Source organism: Mesorhizobium sp. M6A.T.Ce.TU.002.03.1.1, assembly GCF_003997275.1.
Lineage (GTDB): Bacteria > Pseudomonadota > Alphaproteobacteria > Rhizobiales > Rhizobiaceae > Mesorhizobium > Mesorhizobium mediterraneum.
In genome coordinates this window covers 42,033-67,045 of the sequence record NZ_RZTI01000023.1, presented here as the reverse complement: position 1 = coordinate 67,045, position 25,013 = coordinate 42,033, and the positions used below count along the sequence as shown (strand labels likewise).

The 25,013-nt window shown below is 61.1% G+C and carries 26 protein-coding genes, 1 tRNA gene and 1 pseudogene; 9 read left to right on the top strand and 19 right to left on the bottom strand.

Features of this window, described 5'->3' with window-relative positions; genetic code table 11:
• Nucleotides 1-104: 104 nt before the first annotated feature.
• The 9 genes and pseudogenes from EOC93_RS10330 to moaA form a co-directional block, all read right to left on the bottom strand.
• Nucleotides 105-806 (bottom strand): DNA alkylation repair protein, encoded by a 702-nt coding sequence (locus EOC93_RS10330; protein WP_095486857.1) that lies wholly within the window; start codon nt 804-806, stop codon nt 105-107.
• A gap of 8 nt (nt 807-814) precedes the next feature.
• Nucleotides 815-1,684: an NAD(P)-dependent oxidoreductase gene (locus EOC93_RS10325; protein ID WP_127204552.1), complete on the bottom strand. Its 870-nt coding sequence runs from the start codon at nt 1,682-1,684 to the stop codon at nt 815-817.
• 63 nt (nt 1,685-1,747) lie between these two features.
• A complete protein-coding gene (locus tag EOC93_RS10320) occupies nt 1,748-2,563 on the bottom strand; it encodes an ABC transporter permease (RefSeq protein WP_127204551.1) in 816 nt (271 codons plus the stop codon).
• Entirely contained in the window at nt 2,560-3,273 is a 714-nt protein-coding gene (locus tag EOC93_RS10315) for an ABC transporter permease (RefSeq protein WP_095486851.1), read from the bottom strand. Before EOC93_RS10315 ends, EOC93_RS10320 begins: the two co-directional genes overlap by 4 nt.
• 117 nt (nt 3,274-3,390) lie before the next feature.
• Entirely contained in the window at nt 3,391-4,173 is a 783-nt protein-coding gene (locus EOC93_RS10310; RefSeq protein ID WP_127204550.1) for an ABC transporter substrate-binding protein, read from the bottom strand.
• Nucleotides 4,174-4,376: 203 nt separating this feature from the next.
• On the bottom strand, nt 4,377-4,886 hold the full coding sequence (gene mobB / locus EOC93_RS10305; RefSeq protein ID WP_127204549.1) for a molybdopterin-guanine dinucleotide biosynthesis protein B: 510 nt from the start codon (nt 4,884-4,886) through the stop codon (nt 4,377-4,379).
• Nucleotides 4,883-5,509 (bottom strand): molybdenum cofactor guanylyltransferase MobA, encoded by a 627-nt coding sequence (mobA, locus tag EOC93_RS10300; RefSeq protein WP_127204548.1) that lies wholly within the window; start codon nt 5,507-5,509, stop codon nt 4,883-4,885. The genes mobB and mobA overlap by 4 nt, the downstream gene beginning before the upstream one ends.
• A gap of 59 nt (nt 5,510-5,568) precedes the next feature.
• Nucleotides 5,569-6,488, bottom strand: a pseudogene (locus EOC93_RS10295) (DMT family transporter).
• Nucleotides 6,489-6,637: 149 nt separating this feature from the next.
• Complete coding sequence (gene moaA, locus EOC93_RS10290) at nt 6,638-7,633, bottom strand: GTP 3',8-cyclase MoaA (RefSeq protein WP_127204547.1); 996 nt, start codon at nt 7,631-7,633, stop codon at nt 6,638-6,640.
• 193 nt (nt 7,634-7,826) lie between these two features.
• On the opposite strand from moaA, the gene EOC93_RS10285 reads away from it, so the two are divergent.
• The 3 genes from EOC93_RS10285 (at nt 7,827) to EOC93_RS10270 (ending at nt 10,042) form a co-directional block, all read left to right on the top strand.
• Complete coding sequence (locus tag EOC93_RS10285; protein WP_185928347.1) at nt 7,827-8,186, top strand: DUF971 domain-containing protein; 360 nt, start codon at nt 7,827-7,829, stop codon at nt 8,184-8,186.
• A gap of 183 nt (nt 8,187-8,369) precedes the next feature.
• Complete coding sequence (locus tag EOC93_RS10280) at nt 8,370-9,008, top strand: glutathione binding-like protein (protein ID WP_127204546.1); 639 nt, start codon at nt 8,370-8,372, stop codon at nt 9,006-9,008.
• A gap of 422 nt (nt 9,009-9,430) precedes the next feature.
• Nucleotides 9,431-10,042: a pyridoxamine 5'-phosphate oxidase family protein gene (locus EOC93_RS10270; RefSeq protein WP_127204545.1), complete on the top strand. Its 612-nt coding sequence runs from the start codon at nt 9,431-9,433 to the stop codon at nt 10,040-10,042.
• A gap of 20 nt (nt 10,043-10,062) precedes the next feature.
• On the opposite strand, the gene EOC93_RS10265 is transcribed toward EOC93_RS10270, so the two are convergent.
• Complete coding sequence (locus EOC93_RS10265; protein ID WP_127204544.1) at nt 10,063-10,515, bottom strand: MarR family transcriptional regulator; 453 nt, start codon at nt 10,513-10,515, stop codon at nt 10,063-10,065.
• Nucleotides 10,516-10,565: 50 nt separating this feature from the next.
• Between EOC93_RS10265 and EOC93_RS10260 the strand changes: the two genes are divergently transcribed.
• Nucleotides 10,566-11,477, top strand: coding sequence for an alpha/beta fold hydrolase (locus tag EOC93_RS10260; RefSeq protein WP_127204543.1), 912 nt, complete (start codon nt 10,566-10,568; stop codon nt 11,475-11,477).
• 62 nt (nt 11,478-11,539) lie between these two features.
• Here EOC93_RS10260 and EOC93_RS10255 read toward each other — a convergent pair whose 3' ends face one another.
• Nucleotides 11,540-12,154 (bottom strand): TetR/AcrR family transcriptional regulator, encoded by a 615-nt coding sequence (locus EOC93_RS10255; RefSeq protein WP_127204542.1) that lies wholly within the window; start codon nt 12,152-12,154, stop codon nt 11,540-11,542.
• Between the two features lie 100 nt (nt 12,155-12,254).
• Between EOC93_RS10255 and EOC93_RS10250 the strand changes: the two genes are divergently transcribed.
• Both EOC93_RS10250 and EOC93_RS10245 read left to right on the top strand, forming a co-directional pair.
• Complete coding sequence (locus EOC93_RS10250) at nt 12,255-13,001, top strand: 3-oxoacyl-ACP reductase family protein (protein ID WP_127204541.1); 747 nt, start codon at nt 12,255-12,257, stop codon at nt 12,999-13,001.
• 211 nt (nt 13,002-13,212) lie between these two features.
• The gene (locus EOC93_RS10245) at nt 13,213-15,105 is read left to right on the top strand and encodes a murein L,D-transpeptidase (protein WP_127204540.1); all 1,893 of its coding nucleotides are present in this window, start codon (nt 13,213-13,215) and stop codon (nt 15,103-15,105) included.
• Nucleotides 15,106-15,107: 2 nt separating this feature from the next.
• Here the strand turns inward: EOC93_RS10245 and EOC93_RS10240 are convergent, their stop codons facing one another.
• The 8 genes from EOC93_RS10240 to EOC93_RS10205 form a co-directional block, all read right to left on the bottom strand.
• The gene (locus EOC93_RS10240; protein ID WP_127204539.1) at nt 15,108-15,605 is read right to left on the bottom strand and encodes a hypothetical protein; all 498 of its coding nucleotides are present in this window, start codon (nt 15,603-15,605) and stop codon (nt 15,108-15,110) included.
• A 163-nt stretch (nt 15,606-15,768) separates the two neighbouring features.
• The gene (locus EOC93_RS10235) at nt 15,769-16,020 is read right to left on the bottom strand and encodes a PepSY domain-containing protein (protein ID WP_126106572.1); all 252 of its coding nucleotides are present in this window, start codon (nt 16,018-16,020) and stop codon (nt 15,769-15,771) included.
• Between the two features lie 130 nt (nt 16,021-16,150).
• The gene (ugpC, locus tag EOC93_RS10230) at nt 16,151-17,221 is read right to left on the bottom strand and encodes a sn-glycerol-3-phosphate ABC transporter ATP-binding protein UgpC (protein WP_127204538.1); all 1,071 of its coding nucleotides are present in this window, start codon (nt 17,219-17,221) and stop codon (nt 16,151-16,153) included.
• Nucleotides 17,222-17,371: 150 nt separating this feature from the next.
• Nucleotides 17,372-18,247, bottom strand: coding sequence for a carbohydrate ABC transporter permease (locus tag EOC93_RS10225; protein ID WP_127204537.1), 876 nt, complete (start codon nt 18,245-18,247; stop codon nt 17,372-17,374).
• Between the two features lies 1 nt (nt 18,248).
• The gene (locus EOC93_RS10220) at nt 18,249-19,316 is read right to left on the bottom strand and encodes a sugar ABC transporter permease (RefSeq protein WP_127204536.1); all 1,068 of its coding nucleotides are present in this window, start codon (nt 19,314-19,316) and stop codon (nt 18,249-18,251) included.
• Nucleotides 19,317-19,385: 69 nt separating this feature from the next.
• The gene (locus EOC93_RS10215; protein ID WP_127204535.1) at nt 19,386-20,648 is read right to left on the bottom strand and encodes a sugar ABC transporter substrate-binding protein; all 1,263 of its coding nucleotides are present in this window, start codon (nt 20,646-20,648) and stop codon (nt 19,386-19,388) included.
• A gap of 460 nt (nt 20,649-21,108) precedes the next feature.
• Nucleotides 21,109-21,183, bottom strand: a tRNA-Val gene (locus tag EOC93_RS10210).
• A 126-nt stretch (nt 21,184-21,309) separates the two neighbouring features.
• Nucleotides 21,310-21,993, bottom strand: a complete 684-nt coding sequence (locus EOC93_RS10205) for a phosphoglycolate phosphatase (protein ID WP_095486814.1) — start codon at nt 21,991-21,993, stop codon at nt 21,310-21,312.
• Between the two features lie 154 nt (nt 21,994-22,147).
• On the opposite strand from EOC93_RS10205, the gene rpiA reads away from it, so the two are divergent.
• From rpiA to gor, 3 genes are all read left to right on the top strand, one after another.
• Nucleotides 22,148-22,876 (top strand): ribose-5-phosphate isomerase RpiA, encoded by a 729-nt coding sequence (gene rpiA / locus EOC93_RS10200; RefSeq protein WP_126106582.1) that lies wholly within the window; start codon nt 22,148-22,150, stop codon nt 22,874-22,876.
• Complete coding sequence (locus EOC93_RS10195; protein WP_127204534.1) at nt 22,863-23,429, top strand: DUF2059 domain-containing protein; 567 nt, start codon at nt 22,863-22,865, stop codon at nt 23,427-23,429. Before rpiA ends, EOC93_RS10195 begins: the two co-directional genes overlap by 14 nt.
• A 153-nt stretch (nt 23,430-23,582) precedes the next feature.
• Nucleotides 23,583-24,971: a glutathione-disulfide reductase gene (gor, locus tag EOC93_RS10190; protein WP_127204533.1), complete on the top strand. Its 1,389-nt coding sequence runs from the start codon at nt 23,583-23,585 to the stop codon at nt 24,969-24,971.
• Nucleotides 24,972-25,013 lie beyond the last annotated feature (42 nt).

The window sequence follows — 25,013 nt, the reverse complement described above, 5'->3', positions numbered from 1 at the left end:
AGGCCATGCACCAGCAATATTTCGGCCCGCCCGGCTGCTCGAACAGGTTCTCGAAATCGGTGCGCGTTGATCGCGTCACCTCAGTAAAGAGGATTTCGCCCCATTCAGCCTTTCCTGGCGAGCCGCTCAAGCGTTTTGGCATCGGAAAGCTCCCTTGCAGCGTCCTTGCCGATCCAGCGTGCCGTCTTGTCGGTCGAGGCAGCCAGCTTTTGTGCCAGCGCAAGGGCAGGGCCGTGCAGATCCATCGATCGCTTGCCGATCGAACGAAGCGCCCAGTTCACCGCCTTTTTCACGAAATTACGGCCGTCGGTGGCTTGCGCTTCAATGATCGACAGGAAGTCGAGGAAGGTGGCCTCTGGTTCGTTCTTCCGGTGGACCACCGACCAGGCCATCATGGCAAAAGCCGTACGTCGAACGAATTCCCGGTCGTCGACCGCGAATTCGACGATCAGTTCCCTCCAGCAATCCGTGTCGACAAAGAGATCGGAGACGCCGTCAACGATATCCCATGAGTCGAAAGTCGCCGCCCAACGTCTTGCATCCGCGACAGAAAACCGCGTCGGATCGGCCGTGACGGAAGCGATGAACTGCGCTTCCATGATGCCCGACTGCCACAGCTCGAACGCACGTTCATGGTTGCGCTTGATTTTCTTGGCAATCTGCCGCTGCACGCCGTGCGAGATACCGAGCGCACGTTCGATCTTGATGCCGTAGCGCAGCATGCCAAGGCGATTCTCCTCCGAGCCGATCGAGCGCAGATGGGCGACAATTTCCTCGGCGCTGGACTGAGGCGACAGCTCGGCCACGACAAAGCCTATTTTTCCAATCGCGCCAGCAGCGAAGACGTATCCCAGCGCTTGCCACCCATCCCCTGCACATCCTTATAGAACTGATCGATAAGTGCCGTCACCGGCAGCTTGGCGCCATTGCGGTCGGCCTCCGCCAGGCAGATGCCGAGATCCTTGCGCATCCAGTCGACAGCGAAGCCGAAGTCGTATTTGCCGGCATTCATCGTCTTGTGGCGATTCTCCATCTGCCACGAGCCGGCCGCGCCCTTGGAAATCACCTCGATGACCTTTTCGATGTCGAGTCCGGCTTTTTTGCCGAAATGGATACCCTCGGCCAGCCCTTGGACAAGACCGGCGATGCATATCTGGTTGATCATCTTGGTGAGCTGACCGGAGCCGGCCGGGCCCATCAGCCCGACCATGCGGGCATAGGCATCGATGACGGGCTTTGCTTTATCGAAGGCTTTCTGCTCGCCGCCGACCATAACCGTCAGCACGCCGTTTTCGGCGCCGGCCTGACCGCCGGAAACCGGTGCGTCGAGGAACGAGAACCCGCGCAGTTGCGCCTTCTCCGCCAGTTCGCGCGCGACTTCAGCCGACGCCGTGGTGTTGTCGATGAAGATAGCTCCCGTCTTCATCGTCTGGAACGCACCCTCGGCCCCGATCGTCACCGCACGCAGGTCGTCGTCATTGCCGACACAGGAAAAGACAAAATCCTTGCCGTCGGCCGCTTCGGCCGGCGTGTTGGCGACACTGCCGCCATGCTGGCCAACCCATTGCTCGGCCTTTAACTTGGTGCGGTTGTAGACGGCGACGTCGTGGCCGCCCTTGTTCCTGAGATGCCCGGCCATTGGATAGCCCATGACGCCAAGACCGAGAAATGCCACCGATGCCATGTTTTTCGAATCCCTTATAAGCCTGCTTCGGCCTTCTTAGCGGATCAGGCAGAGCTATGGGAGTCAGCGGTGCAGATGTATCGTGATGCGCCGTTCTATCCACTCGACCGCGTGGCGCAGTATCTCGACAATGATCAGATAGATGATCGCCGCCCAGACATAGGACTGGAAGTCGAAAGTGCGCGAATAGGTGAGCTTCGTGATGCCCATCAGATCATAGACGGTGATGATCGCGACAATCGCCGAGCCCTTGATCATCAGGATGATCTCGTTGCCGTAGGGTCGCAGCGCCACGATCAGTGCTTGCGGCAGTATGACCTTCCACATCGTCTGCAATTTGTGCAGGCCGAGCGAGGCGGCGCCCTCCCACTGGCCCCTGGGCACGCTTTGGATCGCGCCGCGCAGGATTTCCGCCTGATAGGCGGCAGTGTTGAGCGAGAAAGCGAAGATTGCGCAGTTGAACGCCTCGCGGAAAAAACCCCAGAGGCCGACCATCTCGAGTTGCGGCCTGAAGGAGCCTACGCCGTAATAGACAAGGAAGGTCTGGGCCAGCAGCGGCGTGCCGCGGAAGAAATAGACATAGGCATAGGCAAGACCTGAAAGAACCCGGTTCTTCGACATGCGGGCATAGGCGATCGGCACCGACAGGATCGCACCGAGCACGATCGAGATGGCGACAAGCAGCAGAGTGATGCCAAGTCCCGATACATAGCCGGGCGCGTATTTCGCGAAAAGCTCGCCGTTCCAGGCGAGAATGAGGTAGGCGGCGATCCCGGCGAGAAAAGCGATCCACAGACAGACCAGCGCGTAGCCGAGAATACGTTGCCGGGACCAGCCGCGTGGCAGAGCCGGCGGTCGGTCGATGGCGGCTACGCTCATCGCTGCACCTGCTGGCGGCTGACCGCACGTTCGATCGCGTTTATGCCGAAGGACGATATGATGGCGAGGAGCAGATAGATGAGGGCGGCGACACCGAAAAATAGGAAGGCGTGCTTGGTGACGCGGGCGGCGACGCCCGCTTGCCGCAATATGTCGGTAAGACCTATGGCGGACACCAGGGCCGTGTCCTTGAGCAGGATGAGCCACAGATTGGCAAGGCCCGGTAGCGCGATACGGATAAGCTGAGGTAGGACCACAAGTCGCATCGTCTGCCAGCCCGACAGGCCAACAGAATAGCCGCCCTCATACTGTCCCTTCGGGATGGCGCGGAATGCGGAGAGGAAGACCTCGCTGGCGTAGGACGAGAAGACGACGCCGAGCGCGATCATGCCGGAAACAAAAGCGTTCACTTCGACCGCGGCGGTAGGGTCATACAGGCGCATCACTTGCTGGATGCCGATTTGCGCGCCGTAAAAGATGATGAACAGCGTCAGCAGCTCGGGCAATCCGCGAAAGATCGTGGTGTAGATGTTGCCGGCCAGCCGCAGCGACGGCTCGTCGGATTGCTTGGCCAGTGCGACCAGAAAGCCGATCACCAGACCGACAGGCAGGGTCGCGGCTGCAAGCGAAACGGTGATGAAAACGCCATAGGCAATGTCGTCGAGCCAGCCTTCGGGGCCCCAACTGAGCAGCGTCCAAACGCTTTGCATCCGCCTGCCTGTTCTCCTTTATGGGCTCTTTGAGAGCAGCGCGGCGTCACCCTTCGTGCGCCGCCCCTTGTGCGAACGGCGGGAATGTCCCGCCGTTCGCTATCAGATCCATAAGGATCAGGACTCGCCGCCGTAGACGTCGTACTTGAAGTACTTGTCGTTGATTTCCTTGTACTTTCCGTTGGCGCGGATGGCGTCGATCGCCGCATTGAACTGGTTGACCAGCTCGGTCTCGCCCTTACGCACTGCGATGCCGGCGCCCGGACCATGGATCTTGATGTCAGGCGCGATCGCGCCGATCACCTTGCAGCAGGCGCCCTCCGGCGTGGCAAGCCAGCCTTCGAGAACAGTGATATCGTCGTTGACCGCATCAACGCGGCCATTGGCGAGATCGAGCTGGTATTCCTGCGCGGTTGGGTAAGGCTTGATCGTGCTGTCGGTATAGGTTGCGGTCGAATAGTTGAAATGCGTGGTCGAACCCTGCACGCCAATGGTCTTGTCGGCCAGGTCCTCCTTGGTCACGCCCTTGATGTCGCTGTCCTTGGGCGCGACGATTGCCGGTGGCGTGTTGTAGTATTTGTGGGTGAAGTCGACCTTCTCGGCACGCTCCGGGGTGATCGACATCGATGCTACGATTGCATCGAACTTGCCAGCCTGGAGCGCCGGGATGATGCCGTCCCAATCCTGCGCGACGAATGTGCACTTCACCTTCATCTCGTCGCAGAGTGCCTTGGCGATGTCGATGTCGAAGCCCACCAGCTGGCCGTCGGCGGTCAGGTTGTTGAACGGAGGGTAAGCGCCTTCAGTGCCGATCCTCAAAGTCTTTTCCTGAGCCTGGGCAACGCCCAGCGTCAGCAGCGCGGCCGATGCGGCGAGCGCTATACGCAATGCAATACGCATGATGGTCCTCTCTGTATGTCCCGGCCGTCGTTCCAAACGGCTCTGTGGGCGGTGCTTTTGACCGCCCGCTGGCGCGATACTCCCACTCTTTCCCCAAAAAAAGCAACTGCAAAAACCGTTGCTTCCGGGATTTGCATTCGTGGACAATGATGACGTTGGGGCAGGCATAATAGCGGCGAAAAAGGGCCCCTTCGCAAATGCCCTCAGCGCTTCAAGCCTGTCGCGCGCTCGATGAAGTCGGCTATCGATTTCGTGTCGTCGAGATCGAAGACAGGCAGGCTTTCGCCCGCTATGGCGAAGTCGGCGGCGATGGCGACGATATGCGGATCATTTGCCGAAAGCGGTGCCCGGTCCTTGGCCTCCAGCCGCCGTGTCTCGATCTTGCTGTGCGCCTCGCGCTTGTAGCCTTCGACCAGCACGATGTCGGAGGTGCCGAGCCGCGACAGGATCGTGTCCAGCGTCGGCTCGTCCTCGCCGCGCAATTCATGCATCAGGGCCCAGCGCCTGTCCGACACAATGGCGACTTCCGTGGCTCCGGCCTGCCGATGGCGAAAGCTGTCCGCTCCCGGCTTGTCGATGTCGAAATCATGATGGGCGTGTTTTACCGTCGAGACTTTCCAGCCACGCCGGACAAGTTCGGCGACCAGCTTTTCGGTCAGCGTCGTCTTGCCGGAATTCTTCCAGCCCGTGATGCCGAAGACGCGTCTCATCATGGCCTCATGGTCTGCAACAGACGTTCGGCTTCGGCAAGGTCGTCGGGCGTATTGATGTTGAAGAAAGGATCAATCTCGTGCCCACCGGAGTTCCACATCGGAAATTCGACATCGACAAAGCCGTGCCGCTCGATGAAGGCGAAAACCCGCCTATTGTCTTCATTGACCAGGAAACGTCGCAACGCGTCGTGCAGACCAAGCGGCCAGAGCGCGAACGTCGGATGCCGCTTGCCACCCGAACTGGCGACAGCGATCGCGCCGGGACGTTCCTTGACCACCGCGGCCAGCCGCCCGACCACATCCTCGGGAAAGAACGGCGTGTCGCCAGTGACAGTGACGACCACACTGCAAGCCATGGACGCCCACTCGAGGCCGGCAAGGATGCCGGCAAGCGGCCCCGCGTAACCCTCTACCGTATCGGCAAGCACCGGCAGTCCGAACTTGGCAAAGCGTGTCGGATCGCCGTTCGCGCTCAGCGCCAGCGGTCCGACTTGCGGGGCAAGGCGCGCGACGACATGGTCGAGCACGCGGCGGCCTCCCAGCGCAAGCAAGCTTTTGTCGCCACCACCCATTCGCCGCGACTGGCCACCGGCCAGAATGATCCCTGCAATATCTCGGTTCATCGTCTGCTGTCTTCTCGCCGGCCCCAAATCGTCAGGTTCCAGCGACCCTCGGGGCTCGTCTATATGCCGTCCGGCGCCATATCAGGTCCAGCGCTTTCGGCGGCTGTCTTTCGCCGGCCGACGATCCGTTCGCGGTAAAGTGTGTAGAGGCCGGAGCCGACGATGACGGTGGCGCCGAGTATCATCGGCAGGTCGGGGACGTCACCGAAGATGAACAGGCCAAGCAGGATCGACCAGAGCAGGGCTGTGTAGCGGAACGGCGCGACGAACGAGATGTCGCCCACCCGCATCGCCATGATGATGAACTGGTAACCGATGACCACGAGCACTGCCGCAGCGCTAGCAGCGCCGTGCTTTTTCCCGTCATCGGTGTCCACCCACCCATTGGCGAAAGCAGTGCCGCGCCCAGCACTGTCATGGCAAGTGCTGTGGCGGTAGACACCAGCAATGTCGGAACGGCCTGCGGTATTCGCGTGGTGGCGAGATCACGCACCGCGCAACAGGCGACGCAGGCCAGCGCCAGCAGCGAATAGATGCTGAACCCCTCGAGGCCGGGCCGCATAATGATCAGCACGCCGGCAAAGCCGATGGCGATGGCCAGCCAGCGCCGCCAGCCGACGCCTTCATTGAACACAAGTGCTGCGCCCATCGTCACCGCAAGCGGCAGCGCCTGCAGCACGGCCGAGACGTTGGCAATTGGCAGATGGGCAAGAGCAATGAGAAACGACACGGTAGCACCGGCTTCGCCGGCGACACGCACCGCAACCATCGGCTGCAACATCGAGCCGGGCAGGGCAAGCGCACCGCGTTGCCAGGCAAGCAGGCCTATAAAAAGCGAAGCGAAGGCGCCGCGGATCAGCATGACCTGCGCCATGTTCATGGATTCCGACGAGAATTTGCTGATCGCGTCGTTAAGGGTGAAGCCACTCATGGCCACCATCATGAACAACGCGCCGCGCAGGTTTGGCGAAAGAGGCAAGGGCATTACCGGTTGTGGTTCTGCATCAAGCCTCTAGCAGCCGGCTGCAAAACAGCAACGTCAAAGGGCTAGTCCACAGCCGTTCCGTGGCCCGTTACATCCTCCTCGCAAGAGCGGCAGGATTTATTTCGGCGGTGTGAGCGAGAAGATCAGCCGCCGGTGACGCTCATGTGCCGCGACACCGATGGACGGTTGGTGCGGCGGTCGATGATGAAATCATGGCCCTTCGGCTTGCGGCCAATGGCTTCATCGATGGCGTCGGCGACCAGCTCATTGCCTTCGGAGGCACGCAACGGCGCGCGCAGGTCGGCGGCATCTTCCTGGCCGAGGCACATATAGAGCGTGCCGGTGCAGGTCAGCCGGACGCGGTTGCAGCTTTCGCAGAAATTATGCGTCATCGGCGTGATGAAGCCGAGCTTGCCACCAGTCTCGGCGACGTGGACGTAGCGGGCCGGACCACCGGTCTTGTAAGGAATGTCGGTCAGCGTGAACTGCCGCTCCAGTGCTGCGCGCAGCAGCGACAGCGGCAGATACTGGTCGGTGCGGTCGGCATCGATCTCACCCATCGGCATGGTTTCGATGACCGTCAACTCCATGCCGCGGCCGTGCGCCCAGCGCAGCATTTCCGGCAGCTCGGCGTCATTGAAATCCTTCAGCGCCACCGCATTGAGCTTTACCTTCAGCCCCGCCGCCTGCGCAGCGTCGATGCCATCCATGACCTTGTCGAGATTGCCCCAGCGGGTGATCTGGCGGAATTTTTCCGGGTCCAGCGTATCCAGCGAGACATTGATGCGCTTGACCCCGCAATCGGCGAGCTCAGCGGCAAAGCGGGAAAGCTGCGAGCCATTGGTGGTCAGCGTCAGTTCTTCCAGCGCACCACTTTCGAGATGACGCGCAATCTGGCGCACGAGATGCATGATGTTCTTGCGCACCAGCGGCTCGCCGCCGGTAAGACGCAGTTTCCTCACACCCTTCTCGATGAAAACCGTGCACAGCCGGTCGAGCTCTTCCAGCGACAGCAGATCCTTCTTGGGAAGGAACGCCATATCTTCGGCCATGCAATAGGTGCAGCGGAAATCGCAGCGGTCGGTGACCGACACGCGCAGGTAGCTGATCGTGCGACCAAAAGGATCGATCATGTCCATGCTCGTGCGTTTCCCGTGGCTGCGAACGGCATCGTTATATATGGCTATGTGATACGATCCAACCTGCTATTCAAGATAAGAGGTCTCGATCTTTGGTAACATCGCGCCGCCGACAGATTGCGTCGGAAGTTTCGAAGCGGCCTTTTCCCGTTGCGCGAAGCGGCGTAGGGAAAGGACAGATGATGCGGAATCTATCACCATGACGGCGCCGAAGGAACTGAGGGTCTCGAAGGACCGCAAGCTGCTTACCGTGACCTTCCCTGACCATCAGCCGTTCGAATTGCCGGCGGAGTTTCTGCGTGTTGTCTCGCCATCGGCCGAAGTGCAGGGCCATTCGCCCGAACAGCGCGTGACCGTTCCCGGCAAGCGCAATGTTGCGATCCTGAAGATCGAGCCGGTCGGCAACTATGCCGTCCGCATCACCTTCGACGACTTCCACGATACCGGCATCTTCACCTGGAATTATCTGCATACGCTGGGCCATGAGAAGGAGGCACGCTGGGCCGCCTATCTCGCCGAGTTGGAAGACAAGGGGCTAAGCCGCGATCGTTGAATGGTTCCCGCACGACGCCCTGGTCAACGCAGGATCGCCAGTATTTCGCTGGTGTCGTGATAAAACGGCGTGCCTTCGATCAACCGGTCATCCTTGAAGCATAAACCTCTTTCAGGTCGAGCCAAATGCCATTCGCAACCAGTGCATAGTGAAACAAGAAAGATACGGTTTTCGGAGGAACTAATGCATTACACACTTTATGCTGCGCCAGGCTCATGCTCTTTTGCGCCTCACATCGTCATGGAGGAGATTGGACGACCATATTCGCTAGCGTTGATGTCTCCCGGCCATCCCGAAACCAAAACCGACGAATTCCGTCGATTCAATCCGAAAGGGCGAATCCCTGTTCTCATTGCCGAGAATTTCACTCTCACTGAAGCGCCGGCAATTTTGTTGCACCTGGGCCTGACGAACCCAGACACGGGCCTCCTGGGAGCGGATGCAGCAAATGTCGTCCGTTCCATCGAATGGTTTAACTGGCTATCCAGTGCGGTTCACGCGGTCGCCGTCCGAATGATCTGGCGCGCCGACTTTTTCTTACCGGATGAAACGATGTACGCTCCGTTGGTTGAAAGAGGAAAGGAGCATTTGGCCTCCGCATTTGCTCTTATAGATACCAAGATGAAGGACCGAGTTTGGGCAATAGGAGAGTGCTACTCAATCGTTGATCCATATTTGCTCGTATTCTATCGGTGGGGAAATCGTATGGCCATTGATATGCAAAATACTTATCCAGCTTGGACCACTCATACTCGTCGACTGGAGGAACGTGCGGCTGTGCAACGAGCTATAGCGCAAGAAGGAATATCCCTCTGGGAGTAGCTGTTGCATTGCCGAATCCAAAGATTGGCAAGGCCACCGATCAATACTCGCTCGTGCTTTAATCTGGTAGCGTTGTTTATCGGGAAACCAACGCTATGGCCTCGATAGGGCAAGGACTGCGGCTCATGCACGACAATCTCGGCATGAAATGCGCTAGCAAGCGTGTCGAGGCTCGCCGGCCCTGATTGCAGGAAGCGCATTTCAACCTCGAACATGTTTTCAAGAAGTTCCATGGCGGTGCGTCGCCGATCGAGTGGTTTATCCATTTCGGTCTCCGTGATCAGTATCGTACGGTTGACGCGACTTGCCCCTTATATCGTTGGTTCGACACCCGTTTCCAGACAACCGAAAAGACGTGCAGCACGTGTCGTCAAAACGTCACGGATATGGAGTAGCGGCGGCGGATACTCGGAGACGAAAACATGCCCGTTATCACCACGGTCGAACAGTTCGAAGCGCTCTATGGCCTGCCCGGCGAGACCTCGCTGGTCAAGGAACTCGACCATGTGATCCCTGAATACGCTGCCTTCATCGAAGCCTCGCCCTTTGTCGCGCTCGCGACCAGCGGGCCGGAAGGGCTGGATTGCTCACCGCGCGGCGATCTCGCCGGGTTTGTTCGCATCCACGATCCGAAAACCCTGATGATGCCGGACCGGCGCGGCAACAACCGTGCCGATTCACTGAAAAACATCATTCGCGATCCGCGCGTCGGCCTGTTGTTCCTGGTCCCAGGCTCCGGCACGACGCTGCGCGTCAACGGCCGCGCCCATATCACCACCGACGCCGCGCTCTGCGCCTCGTTCAGCGTCGACGGCAAGCCGGCGCGCTCAGTCACGGTCATCGATGTCGATTCGGTTTATTTCCAGTGCGCCCGCGCCATTGTCCGGTCGGAACTGTGGAACCCGGCGAGGCATGTCGATCCGAAATCGCTGCCGACACCTGGAACAATCCTGGAAATCACCAGCCGGAAAGGCATCGACGGCGAGGCCTACGACAAAGAGTGGCCGGAGCGCGCGAAAAAGTCGATGTGGTGAGCGGATCGCTACCGGCCCCGTCACGCTTCCTTGAGAACGTCGGCAATCTTGCGCATCTGCTCGCCGATCATGTCGCATTGCTCCGGCGTCGACTGGCTCATCGCTTTCTCGATCAGCGCCATATGGACCTTCAGCGCCTGCATCAGAAGTTCCGTGCCGGCTTCGGTCAAGGTAAGCCGCAGCACCCGCTTGTCCTTCTGGTCACCTTCGCGGCGCAGCAGGCCGCGTGTCTCGAGTTGCGGCAAAAGCATGGTGATGTTGGAACGGCCGACCAGCAGCCGGCGGGCGAGATCATGCTGCGACGTGCCGGGATGGCGGTAAAGGTTCATCAGCACGTCGAGTTGCGCCGGCTTGAGGTCAAGCGGCGCGAGCTTCACCGCCAGCGTGCGCTCCAGCACATGGCAAGCGCGCGCCACCGCGACCCAGTTGCGAAACCGCGGGTTGTCCCAGGGTAGCTCTTGTTTAATGTTCATGTTTGAACTATTATTATGTTCATGCTTGAACGAATGGATGGATCGCCACTATGGCATCATTTGGATTGAAGGTCATCCGGGGCGTGTTTGCTGCCGCCGAACATGTGGCTCCCCGCCTTACCGGGCGCGCGGCGTTCGAACTGTTCTGCCGCACGCCGAACGCCAAGATCCTCAGCGACGGCGAGCGACGCGCCGTCGACCGCGCCGCCGGCTTCATGGCCGAGGCGCGCCATCATCGGCTGAAGACCAAAAACGGGTGCGTCATGGTGCATGAATTCAGGCCAGAGCCGGGCAGGCGGGCCGCCGGCACGGTGCTCGTCATCCATGGCTGGCGTTCGCGCACCGAATATATGCGCACGCTGATCGAAGGCTATCGTGACGCCGGTTACAAGGTTGTCTCGCTCGACCTGCCGGGCCACGGCCAGTCGCAGGGCCGCCGACTCACACTGGTCAGTGCTGTCGAAGCCGCACGGCTGACCGGCGAATGGTTCGGCCCGTTCGTGGCGGTCGTCGGCCATTCCTTCGGCGGTGCCGTCGCCGCCAATGCCGTCGTCGGTTCGGTCAAGAACATTGCACCGCTGGCGGCCGAGCGGCTGGTGCTGATCGCGGCGCCGAGTTCCCTACCGGCGATCTTCAACGATTTCAGCCGCATGCTCAGTGTCGGCCCACGCTCGCAGGCCGCCATGGCCGACCGGGTCGAACGTATCGCCGGCCGGCCGCTGCACGAATTCGTCGGCGACCGCCAGCTCGCCCGCACGCCGGTGCCAACGCTGGTCATCCATGCGCCGGACGACCGCGAAGTGTCCGCCGACCATGCAAGGCTCTATGCCGGCGCCGGCGACCATGTCAGGCTTTACTGGGCGGACGGGCTCGGCCATCGCCGCATTCTCGCCGACAAGGGCGTGGTCGAGCGCGCGATCGGCTTCGTTGCCGAACACCGAGAACCGTCGCTGCTGCATTGACCTGAATATCTCGTTTTCTCCGTACCGGATCGGGAGTTCGGTCCCCATCGCGGTCGGCATTGTCACGCTGCGCCCGTGCCGGCCATCACCTTCCACGCGGCCATAGCCCCGGCCACCGTCGCCAAAAGGGCGGCGCGCGATGCGCCGTCGCGCGCCTGGATCGACATGCCGTGCTGCACGGTCGCATAGAACGTCGCAGCCATGCGGCAATCGAAGTCTGCCGGCAATTCGCCTTCCGCGACGCCACGTTCCAGCCGTCTCAGCAGGGCGGTGTGGCTTTCGGCGCGGCGGCCGCGCAGGTCATCGCAGATGGCGCCGCTGCTTGAGTCCTGGTGGAGCGCACCGAGCGCGATCAGGCAGCCTTGCGGACGATCGGTCTGCGAATAGGCCTTGGCCGTCTGGCGCAGAAAACGCTCGACCGCCTGGCGCGCCGTCGGCGCCTTTTCCAGTGCGGACCAGATATCGGTGCCTTCGACCTGCGTGTAGAGCTCGACCGCTTCAAGGAAGAGCGCCTCCTTGTTGCCGAAGGCGGCGTAGAGGCTTGGCGAGTTGATGCCCATCGCCGCGGTCAGGTCGCTCATCGATGCGCCCTCATAGCCCTTGGCCCAAAAGACCTCCATTGCGCGCCGGAGGGCAGTGGTTCGATCGAAGGTGCGGGGGCGGCCTCGTTCCGTCATGGCATCCTTTCTGTGTTGATTGATACATAAATCTGTTGACGCATCCGGGCAAGGCTGGCAGACATTTATGTATCGATCATTACAGAAAAGGAATAAACGAATGTCTCCCATCGACTTGAATGGCAAGGCCGCGCTCGTCACCGGCGGCAGCCGCGGCATCGGCGCGGCGATTGCGCGAAGGCTCGCGGCCGACGGCGCCAGCGTCGCGCTTACTTACGTGAATGGCGAGGAGCAGGCCCGTGCGGTCGTGGGAGAAATCCAGGCAGCCGGCGGTCGCGCCATTGCCCTCAAGGCCGACAATCGCGACGCTGCCGCAATCCAAGCGGCGGTCAGCGAGACAGTGAAGGCCTTCGGGCGGCTCGACATCCTCGTCAACAGCGCCGGCATCTGGCGCACCGCGCCGATCGATACATTGCCGCTCGCCGACTTTGATGAAACCATGGAGGTCAATGTCAGAGCCCCGTTCGTGGCCTCGAAGGCTGCGGCAGTGCATATGGGCGAGGGCGGCAGGATCATCTCGATCGGCAGCAATCTGGCCGAGCGTGTCACTGACACCAGCCTCAGCGCCTACTCGGCCAGCAAGGCGGCATTGGTCGGCTTGACCAAGGCATTGGCGCGCGACCTCGGTTCGCGCGGTATCACCGCCAACGTCGTTCATCCTGGCTCGACTGATACCGATATGAACCCGGCAAGTGGCCCGCACGCCGAGCATCAGCGACAGAAGATGGCGACGCCTCGCTTCGGCAAGGCTGAAGAGATCGCCGGCATGGTCGCCTGGCTGGCGGGTCCCGAAGGGCGCTTTGTGACAGGCGCCGCACTGACCATCGACGGCGGCGCCAACGCCTGACCCGTCACCGTTTCCCGGAACCGGAGCGAACCCAATTCGTTCCTGACGTCACGGTGTTGTGAAACTGTTCTGCAACAGACCTTCCGAAATTTATGGAAGCTTAACGAAATCGGTATGAATCGGTGTAGTCGCGTCTTACATCCGCCATGCGGTGGGCGAGACCGTCAAGCGATGCGGAACGGGAGCCGGTTGCAGCCGGAGCGGGTGATTCATGAAATTCCTCGGAAACAAAGCAACCGTGCTGCCGCTTGCGGCGGTCGCGGCAATGCTGGCCTTCGGCATGCCGCAGGCAGACGCGCAAGGGCTTTTCGAGAGGCTTTTCGGCGGTGGTATCAGGCGCACGCCGCAAGGTGATTTCCCCCCGCCGCCGTCAAGGCAGAAGCCACGATATAAGCCAAATGCAAAGGCGCCCGCTGCCTCTCGTATCAGCAGCCCGTCCTATTACACCTACAAGAGCGATCCACTCGTGCGCGTCGACTTCTCGACGCTGACGGCAACGCCGGAGCCGGCGATGCCACAGGATGCCGCCTTCCAGCCATCTTCCGCCACCGGCGCCGCCTTCCGCGAAGCGATCGCCGGGCTCGGTGACTACGAACTCTACGCCGAAAAAGACATCGCCAAGGCGCTCATCGCCTATTACTCGGCCAATCCGGATTTCATCTGGGTGACGGGAACCAGTGTCAACAGCCGTGCGCAAGATGCGGTGAGGGTGCTTGGCGAGGCGGCGAGCTATGGCCTCACACCTGCCGACTATACGGTAGAAGTGCCTGTCGCCAGCGCATCGACGACCGATGCCGATGCGCGGCTGAAGGAACTCGTCCGCTTCGAGATGGCACTGTCGGCGCGCGTCCTGCGCTACGTTCATGACGCGCAAAGCGGCCGTGTCGATCCCAATCGCATGACCGGCTATTATGATTTCCCGGCCAAGCCGCTCGACATGGAAGGCGTTCTGAAAACGCTGGCACGCACTCAGCAAGTGCGCACCTATCTCGAATCACGACACCCGCAGAATGTGGAATATCAGGCGCTGCGCGTCGAACTGGAATCGCTTCAGGCCAGCGCCGAAGACGAGATCGTCGTCGATCCCAAGCTGTTGCTGAAGCCAGGCGAGACCAGCCCCGAACTGCCGAAGCTTCTGGCGAAGATCGCGCGCAACCTCGACGACGAGATGGGCGGCGCCTATGGCGAGGTATTGGCCCGGCTCGCTACCAGCGAGGTCTATGACTTGGAACTGGTGCCGGTTATCAAGGCGGTGCAGAAGAAGGCCGGCATGAAGGGCGACGGCGTCATCGGTCCGCGCACCGTGGCGGCGCTGGCCGGAACGTCCAAGGTCGACAAGATCCAGAAGGTAAAGGTCGCGCTGGAAGAGTTGCGTTGGCTGCCATCCGATCTCGGCAGTCCGCGCGTCTTCATCAACCAGCCGGCTTTCACGGCGAGCTACATCGAAAATGGCGAGGAGAAGCTGAAGACCCGCGCCGTCATCGGCAAGACCACCAATCAGACATCCTTCTTCTACGATCAGGTAGAGCAGGTCGACTTCCATCCTTATTGGGGCGTGCCGCAGTCGATCCTCGTCAACGAGATGCTGCCCCGGTTACGCCGGGATCCCGGCTATCTCGACCGCGCCGGCTACGAAGTGGTCAATGCGCGCGGCAAGCGCATTCCCTCCTCCTCGGTCAACTGGGGCGCCTATGGCGCGAAGATACCTTATGGCGTGCGCCAGCTGCCGAGCGAGGCCAACGCGCTGGGCGAGCTGAAGATCCTGTTCCCCAACAAGCACGCAATCTACATGCACGACACGCCGCAAAAGTCGTTTTTCCAGCGTGACATGCGCGCACTCAGCCATGGCTGCGTTCGTCTGCAGGATCCGCGTGGCATGGCGGCTGCCGTGCTTGGCACCTCGGTCGACTATATCGCGGAGAAGCTGAAGCACGGACATTCGACCGAAAAGGTGGCGCGCACGATCCCGGTCTATGTCGCCTATTTCACCGCCTGGCCTGATATGTCCGGCAATGTCGAATACTTCCATGACGTCTACGACCGCGACACGCGGCTGCAGCAGGCGCTGGACAGCACGGAAGCGGTGCGCTCGCCGGCAAGCTGAGACTAAGCCTTGGTCGATCCGTCCCAACCTTGGGAGAGCGGGCGTCGGAAGCCGGCTTCGCGCCCGGCGATCAGCCAGTAGACCAGACCGGCGACAAGACCGGCGGCGGCGGCGATGCCGATATCGGCCCAGCGCTCGGGGCTGATGTCCTCCGGCGCGCTGGGCCAGATCAAGGCGAAGCCGGCACCCGCTGCTGCGGCGCCGAAGACCATATGCAGCAGGAAATTGCGCAGCGAAAACAATTCGGCGATCAGCGCGAAGATCAGCGTCTGCAGGCCGGTCAGCACGATCGTCAGGAAATAGATGAACATGCCGAGCGGCGGCACGACCAGCGCCGCGATCGGGGTGACCCCCATGAAATCGAAGTACGCCGGCGCATCGGGCAGCGAACTCAATGCACCATAGATCGTGGCCACAGCGATCAGCCCGACCAGCACCGCAACGAAATAGCCGGCGAGCATCATCAGAACGCGTTTCGCCACATGCTTTACCGTCGCCATGCCCACCCCCGTGCGGCTCAATGATAACGCTGCAGTCAGCCATCAAAGGCGCATCGGCGCAAGGGGACACCGAAAGGCGTGCAGGAACCCCTTCCGAGAGATCGTCGCGAGGATTCCTCAAGAGAAGCCGGCCGCGCATCGCCTGGAGGAAGATGGCCGCGATCTATTTCGGCTCGGCGGTCACGGGATCATAGGTGATTTCGACTTTCGCCTTGTCGGTCGTGTAATAAGTAACGGTGTAGGCGCCGCTGTCCCAGTCGACCTCGTCGACGTACCGAAAGTCGTCGCGCTGCTCGACCTTGGCGATTATTTCCGACAGTTTCCTGGCATTCTGGGGCGGCAGCGGGCTTTCGTCCGCCGCAAATGCCGATCCGCCGACAAGCAGCACGGCGGCCGCCAAAACAAATCTGGACATGGCTTTCCCTCACACTTCGACGAGTACAAACTCGCGTCCATGCAAGTTTGTTCCGGGGTTCTGGATGCACACTCGCGAATCGCGCCGATGCATCGCGTTGTCGTTGCTCACGTTACGGCGTCTGCAGCGCTCATCCCTCCTCGGGGAAGAGATGGGCCAAGGCCGTGTCGAATGCGAGTTCCAGAGTGTCACCCGGTTGAAAGATCTTGTCTTCATTGAAGGCCGCAATGAGCTCGCGATCGTCGCGAAGGGTCAGGTCCACAACCGTCTCGCTGCCCAACCGCTCGGCATGTGCTACCACGCCATGCAGCATGCCTTTTCCAGATTGCACCGCCCGGAGGTGCTGCGGACGGATGCCCAGGGTGGCTTTACCGTCTTTCCGGAAGGGGCGTCTTCTGGTCGCTACCCTGATCGGCTCCAGGGATCGGTTGCCGACAGTTGCCGCTTCGCCATCAAGGTCGAGGACGTCGACTTTCAGGAAATTCATCGACGGGGCTCCCAGAAAGCCGGCTACGAACCTGTTGGCCGGCTCGTGATAGAGTTCCATCGGCGCTCCGATCTGCATGACTTGACCGTCCTTCAGGACGACGATCCTGTCAGCCAGCGTCATCGCCTCGACCTGGTCGTGGGTGACATAGATCATCGTTGTGCCGAGTTGCCTGCGCAGCCGGCCGATTTCCATGCGCATGTCCATGCGCAGCGCGGCGTCGAGATTGGAAAGCGGCTCATCAAACAGGAATACGGCCGGTTTGCGCGTGATTGCGCGCCCGATAGCGACTCGCTGGCGCTGGCCGCCTGAAAGCTGACTTGGGCGGCGGTCGAGCAAATGTTCCATTTGTAGGATGCGCGCGGCCTCGGCGACCTTCTGCTGCTTTTCCTGCTTTGAAGCGCCTGCGATCGTAAGACCGAACGCGATATTCTCGCGCACGGTCATGTGCGGGAAGATGGCATAGCTCTGGAAGACCATCGCGACACCGCGCTCCTTGGGTGGGAGCTCGTTGACCACCCGGCCTCCGATCTCGAGGATGCCTTCGGTCATGTCCTCGAGCCCGGCGATCACGCGCAGCAAGGTGGACTTCCCACAGCCGGACGGTCCGACAAAGACGACGAACTCGCCATCGTTGATGTGGATATCGACGCCTTTGATGACGTCGACGCGGCCATAGGATTTCTTGATGCCCTTGAGCGAGACCTCAGCCATGAGCGATGGCTCCCGTTTCCTGGTTCATGTGTCGCAATTCGGGTCACCGGTCGTTTTTTCGTCCTTGAGGAAATAGCCGTGCCAGCGCTTGCCGTCATGGGCATACACGCTGTCCCAGACCCGCTGTCTTTAAGCGCGACACCCATGTATTCAGCCCTTCACGCCGGTAGAGGCGATCGATGCGATGAAGGCGCGCTGCAGGAAGAGATAGAAGATCAGCACCGGGACGGTGATAAGGGTGAGATAGGCCATGACCTCGCCCCAGGCGACGTTGAGTTGAAAGAAGTAGCCGAGACCGACCATGACCGGGCGATAGTTTTCCTGCTGCACCACGATGAGCGGCCAGAGATATTGGTTGTACATGACGAGGAACTTCAGGATGGCGGCAGTCGCCAGAACCGGTCCTGAAAGCGGCATGACAATGCGATAGTAGACCTGCCACCAGCTCGCGCCCTCCACCCGGCCCGCCTCGATCAACTCGCCCGGCAGCCCTTTGAAATACTGCACGAACAGGAAGATCGTCAGGCCCTCGGCGATCCAGGGGATGATCTGCACCCGGTAGGTATTCAGCCAGCCCCATTGCAGCCCCTCAAGCCCGATCCAGGGCAGTTTCGAGACCAGGAGCAGGAGCGGGATAGCGATGGTCTCGAAAGGGATGATCAGCGTGGCGATGACGATCGAGAACACCACGTCGCGCCCCTTCCACTGCAGGAAAGCGAAGGAGAATGCGGCCAGCGAACAGATCAGCAAGGAGAGAAGGACGGTCGCACCGGTGACCAGAACCGAGTTCAAGACGAACAGGCCGACCGGCGCTCGCCGAAACGCTCCAAAATAGTTGTCGAGGCTGATGTCCCCGACGGGAAGAAAGGCACGCAGGCTGGAGGTGTCCGCGAGGAGCTGATTGTCGGGCTTGAAGCTCGAGTTGATCATGAACACGAGCGGAAAGATGAAGATCAGCGCGATCAGGCACAGCACCAGGTAGCGGACGAAGAGCCTCAGGCCGTAATTGTCGGGATCAAAAGCCATCTTAACGCTCCCGAGTCAGCCAGCGCTGGATGAGTGAGATCGCGAGCACGATCGCGAAAAGGATGACCGAGATGGTCGAGCCGCCCGAGATGTCCTGCTTGCCATAACCGCGCTCGACCGCCTGGAAGACGAGGGTTTGGGTGCTGTCTCGCGGGCCGCCGTTGGTCATCACGTCAATCTGGGCGAAGAGCGCGAAGCCCTGCATGGTGATCACGACCAGGACGAGCACGGCGGTGTTGCGCAGGCCCGGCCAGGTGACATAGCGGAAGGTCTGCCATTTCGAAGCCCCCTCGATGGCGGCGGCCTCGTAGAGCGTGGGGCTGATCGTCTGCAACCCGGCCAGCCAGATGACCATATGGAAGCCGACGGCCTGCCAGATCGACATGGCCATGATCGCGGGTAGCGCAGTCGAGGAATCGCCCAGCCAGTCGACGGGCTGAAAGAGGCCGAAGCTGAGACCCTGGAGGATGCTGTTCAACAGCCCGTTCTGGCCGTCATAGATGAACCGCCAGAGAAGCGAGACCACGACGATGGAGACCACCACCGGCATGAAGTAGATGGTCCGGAATACGCTGATGCCCCTGAGCTTCTGGTTGATCAGCAAAGCAAGCATAAGCGCGAGGCCGCCCTGCACCGGCGCCACGACCAGGACGAACAGGAAGGTGTTTACCAGCGCCTTCATGAACACAACGTCGCTGGCGATGACGACCATGACGTTCTCGCCGGACTGCCAGCGAAACCACTCACGCATGCCGCGATATTGGGGATAGTCGTCGCTACGGGTGATCGCACGCAGGCGAGGGTACTGGAGTTCGCCGGCCTCGTCTCGGACCACTTCGCCAGCATCGTTGCGCTCTGGCTCGAGGGTCACCACTGCAAGGCCCAGGAGCTGACGATAGTTTTCCAACCCGACGAACTGGGTGGGGTTCGGTGACAGCAGCCGCTGATTTGTCAATGAGAGACCGATCGCGAAGAAAAACGGCAGGACGATGAATGTGAAGATGAGTGCGAAGCCCGGCAGGGCGAATGTCCAGCCCGTCCGGTTCGACAGGGTTAGTTTCGACGCCATTTGCGATATCCGCCCAGGAGGCCAGAAAGCGTGGAGTCCGCGGCCGGCGAGGACCCCGTCGCGACAGAATTACCGATGGCCGTAGTCGCCGTTGCTTTCGATGTCGGCGTCGATCTCGTCGACCGCCGCATCAAGCGTGTCGGCCACATCGGCACCATTGGCAATGTCGGCCAGTGCCTTGGTGAAGACTTTGGCCTGGACCACGTAGCCCGGGGTCACCGGGCGCACCAGAGCTTGTGCTTTAGAGAGGTCGAAGAACATCGCGAGCGGGCCGCCATCCTTGTAGTTCTTTGTCATCTGTGCCGCCGAGGGCGTGGGCGGGATCAGGCCGATGCCGTCGGAGAAGGCGGCCAGATATTTGTCCTGCGCGGCGAACTTGATGAACTCGGCAGCACCTTCCGGATGCTTGGATTTGGCCGAGACGCCGAACTGCCATGAGCCCGCGCCGATCTTGTTGCCCGCGCCGAAGTCGGGTGCTGGAAGGAAAACAACGTCATCCACGGCCGCCATCGTCGCCACCGCGCGCCAGTTGCCGTTCCACTGGAAGGCGAACTTGCCGTCGATGAAGCCGGTCTGCTGATCGGCGGGGTCCTCACTGGTGCCAGGCGCATAGCCTCCGCTGAACAGCGATTGCCACCACTTGCCAAAGGCCTGTGCAGCCTCGCCGTTCAGCGCGCCTTCCGCGGTCCGGTAGGTCGAACGGTCGACGATGTCCCCGCCGAAGCTCTGCAGGAACGGCGAGAAGGCATAGGAATACCACTCGGCTTGGTCGTTCATGCCGAGATCGAGGGCAAATTCATACTTGCCGGAGGCCTTGGCGGCATCGAGCGCGGCCATGAATTCCTCACTCGACCAGGGCTTGTCGACGCTCGGGGTACGCAGGCCCAACTCGTCCAGTGTCGATTGGCGTGCAAAAAGCGCCACCGCCGCGTCCCACAGACCGACCGAATAGAGCTTGCCGTTCCACACACCTTTGGTGCCGGGCAGGAAGTCGGCGAATTCGCTCTCGTCGATCGGCAGTGGCTGCAGATAGCCGGCCCAGGCCCAATTGGGCATGATGGGCCCGTCCACATCCAGGATGTCGGGCAGGTTGCCCGCCAGCGCCGCCGCCGCGACGGAATCGTTATAACTCTTCTCTGGGAAACTCTCGATGCTCACCGTCCAATCGGACTGGCTGGTGTTGAAGTCTGAGATGATCTGGTTGAGCGTTCGCGACTCCACCTCGTTGCCGGCGCCGTGATACCACATGGTCAACTTCGTCTGCGCCAGCGCGGGCATACACAGGCAGGCAGACGCGATCATCACACCGGCGAGGTGTTTTGTCAGGTTCATTGGCTATTCCTCCCTTTTGACGGACGCTGACTGAATTCAAGGTGCATCCCCGAGGCCCGCCAGGACACCGGGCCGGAAGCCAGCGTCTTGGTTTCGGGTCGGCCGCTACGGGCCCTTGATGGGATTCAGCAATGTTTGCGGAAGCCGGAAGCATTTGCAACTGCGCTGTTTCACCTGGTCGGAGCAGGAGGTCGACGGCGATTTCCTCTCGTCAATTCCCGGGATACCACTATTGAGATAGCAGCTCACCTAGGACGATTTCGTCGTCCGTCAACTTTCTCCTAGGCCGCGTTCAATATGCAGCTTGAGTGATTCCACAGGGTGGATAGCGCTTAGTGATGTGTACCCAGCTGCCTGGCGAATCGCATGAACCGGGTCGTGGCAAACCTGGCGATGAGGCGGAACTTCGGAGCGAAAGCGGTTGCGAAGCGGATGGAAGCTTTGTTCCGGAAGCGGATATTGGTGGGCGATGCAGGGATTGAACCTGCGACCCCACCCGTGTGAAGGGTGTGCTCTCCCGCTGAGCTAATCGCCCGCTCGTTACCCGAAGGCCAAGCGCGCCGCGATATAAGGGAGGCAGCCCGGGGAAGTCAAGGCGATGTCCTGGCGTTCCGACGAAGACCGAATGCAACCCCCGCCGGGAGCGGCCGGTCGCCATCGCTCAACGCCCCGCAGCGGCAATCAGGCGTTCTGCCAGGCCAAGCGTCAGCGCATCGAAATGCGAGATCACCGCTGACGGTTCGAATTCGCGCACATGGCGGTCGGTATAGCCGAAATCGACCGCCACCACGGGAATGCCGGCGGCTTTCGCTGTATCGATGTCGGTCTGCGAATCACCCACCATCAGCGCAAGATGTGGATTGCCGCCGGCCAGGGCGATGGTTTCGGTCAGATGGCGCGGGTCGGGCTTGCGGAACGCAAACGTGTCCTGACCGCAAATCGCTGCGAAATGCTTCGCCAGGCCGAGCGCCTCGATCAGTGCCACCGAGTTGGCTTCGTATTTGTTCGTGCAGACGGCCAAGAGATAACCGGCTGCCTCGAATCGGGCGATCGTCTCGACGACGCCGGGGTAGGGGCGTGATTTGCCCGGGATGTTATCGGTGTAATGATCGAGAAACAGTTTCAGCAGCCGATCATGCTCCTGGCTTTCCAGCGATCTCTGCTGCGCGGCATGGGCGCGCTCGATCATCACCCGTCCGCCATGGCCGACGAAGCGCCTGAAGCCGACCTCATCGACGGCTGCGAGTTCGCTGGCGGCAAGGCTGTGGTTGAGGCTGTCGAGCAGGTCCGGCGCTGTGTCGATCAGCGTCCCGTCGAGGTCGAACACGATGATCGGTCGGGTCATGGCCTGTCCTGTGGCGATTGCTTCGTTGGCAGGCGATAGCCGCTGCGATCCATTCAGGCAAGCCGGCTCAGTCAATCCACAGCCAAGGTCTTTGACCGGACTTGCAAAAATGCTAGGAGCGCCGAAACAAATTTTTTGGGGCGCGACACGCAGCATGGATGCGAGGCAACTGAAGGTCGAAGCCGCACGGGCAGCACTTGCCCATGTGAGCGACGGCATGCGGCTGGGCATCGGCACCGGCTCGACGGCGGAAGAGTTCGTGCGGCTGCTCGCCGAAAAGGTCGCTACCGGCCTCACTATTGTCGGCGTGCCGACCTCGGAGCGCACCGCCATCCTTTGCCGCGAGCTTGGCGTGCCGCTGTCGACGCTGGAGGAAACACCTGAACTCGACCTTACCGTCGACGGCGCCGACGAGATCGATCCGGCGCTGACATTGATCAAGGGCGGCGGCGGTGCGCTGCTGCGCGAAAAGATCGTGGCGGCGGCTTCCGCCCGCATGATCGTCATTGCCGACCGTTCGAAGATGGTCGAGACGCTCGGCCGTTTTCCGCTCCCCATCGAGGTCAACCCATTCGGCCTGCGTGCCACGGAAATCGCGGTCGCCGCGGCGGCCGGAAGGCTCGGCCTTTCCGGTCCCGTCACATTGAGGATGACGGAGCGCGAGCCTTTTGTTACAGACGGCGGCCATTTTATCCTCGATGCATCTTTTGGCCGCATTCCGGATACAAGAGCGCTTTCGAATGCTCTCCATGCCATTCCGGGCGTGGTCGAGCATGGTCTTTTCATCGGGCTGGCATCAACGGCTATCATCGCGGGCGACGGCACCCAAACCGTCTATGCCGCCCGAAAACCAGGGAGTTCTATCGATCATGATGTTGCATAACCGGGTTCGCCGTTTTTCTGCCGTTCTGGCAGCCTCAGCCGTCTTTGCGTTTTCATCGCCGGCGTTTTCGCAGGACGTCACCGACGGGCATCTGAAGGCGGCGCGCGCCGCGGTCGCGGCTATCCACGCCACGGACCCGTTCGACAACATCCTGCCGCAGGCCGCCGCCGCGCTTCAGCAGCAGCTTATCCAAAAGAATCCGGACATGCAGGAGCTGATCGGCAGGACCATCAGCGAAAAGGCGATGGCGCTGGCCTCGCGCCGCGCCGATCTCGAGAAAGAAGCAGCCATGGCCTATGCCAAGGTATTTTCCGAAAAAGAGCTTACCGAAATCGCCGCTTTCTACAATTCCGATTCCGGCAAGAAGCTGCTCGACAGCGGCCCGGCCGTGACGCGTGAACTGCTCAAGGCCGCCGATATCTGGCAGAACGGTGTCGCTCGCGATCTCGCCCAGCAGGTCGGCGAAACGCTGGCCGCGGCGGCAAAGGCCGCAGCACCGGCAAATGCCGCGGCTCCTGCTGACGGCACGCAGCCGGAAGCACCGAAGAACTGAGCATATTTTCCGGCGGCGTTATCGCTGCTGGACCGGAAGCCCGGCCGCCGTTGCGCACATCCGACAGCATGCGTGGCGTGGTGGTCCGGGCTTTTCTTTTGATGGTTTGCAGCCTACCTGTCTCAGACATTTTGAAGGGCAAGGAGCCGCACCATGGCCGGTTACGACTACGATCTTTTCGTTATCGGCGGCGGCTCCGGCGGGGTGAGGGCGGCGCGCATTGCGGCAGCACTCGGCAAGCGCGTCGGCATTGCCGAGGAATACCGCTATGGCGGCACCTGCGTCATTCGCGGCTGCGTGCCGAAGAAGCTCTATGTCTATGCCTCCCAGTTTCCCGAACACTTTGCCGACGCCGTCGGTTATGGCTGGACCGTGCCGCAGGCGAGCTTCGACTGGCAAACACTGGTTGCCAACAAGGATCGCGAGATCAGCCGGCTGGAGGCTATCTACAGGAAGAATGTGCAAGGCGCCGGCGGCGAGACGTTTCAGTCGCGCGCCATGCTGGTCGATCCCCATGTGGTGCATCTTCTCGGCGAGGACCGCACCGTCACCGCCGACCAGATTCTTATCGCCACCGGCGGCCGCCCGGCACCGCACCCCGCTCTGCCCGGCCATGAGCACTGCATCTTTTCCAACGAGGCCTTCGACCTGAAGGAATTGCCGAAGGCAATCATGATCGAAGGCGGCGGCTATATTGCCGTCGAATTCGCCAACATCTTTCACGGCCTCGGCGTCGACACCACGCTTGTCTATCGCGGCAAGGAGATCCTCTCCCGCTTCGACATTGATCTGCGGCGCATGCTGCACGAGACGATGGAAAAGAAGGGGATAAGGATCCTTTGCCATGCTGTATCCGAATGGGTGAGGAAGCGCCCGGACGGACGGCTAGACGCCGTCGTCACTGGGGGCGAGGTGCTGACGATCGATCAGGTCATGCTCGCCATCGGGCGTCTGCCCAACACCGAGAACATGGGTCTGGAAGGTGTCGGCATTGAATTGTCGAAGACCGGCGCGATCCATGTCGACAAATACTCCCGCACTAATATCGACAACATCTGGGCGATCGGCGACGTCACCAACCGCGTGCAGTTGACGCCAGTGGCGATCCACGAGGCGATGTGTTTCGTCGAGACCGTCTTCAAGGGCAACCCGACCGCGCCCGACCACGATACGATCGCCACCGCTGTCTTTTCGCAGCCCGAGATCGGTACGGTCGGCCTGTCGGAAGACGAGGCCATAAAGCGTTTTTCCGACATCGAGGTCTACCGCGTCACCTTCCGCCCGATGCGGCATACACTGTCCGGTCGCGACGAAAAGATGCTGATGAAGCTGGTGGTCGACGGCGCCTCGAAAAAGGTGCTCGGCGCCCATATCCTCGGGCCGGATGCCGGCGAAATGGCGCAGCTTCTCGGCATTCCGCTGAAGGCGGGGCTGACCAAGGATGACTTCGACCGCACGATGGCCGTGCATCCGACCGCGGCGGAAGAACTCGTCACCATGTACAAGCCGACCTACCGGGTGAAGGACGGCGATCGCGTCTGACGCGCCAAGAACCCATCGCGGCAGCGAGATTGCCGCGATGGA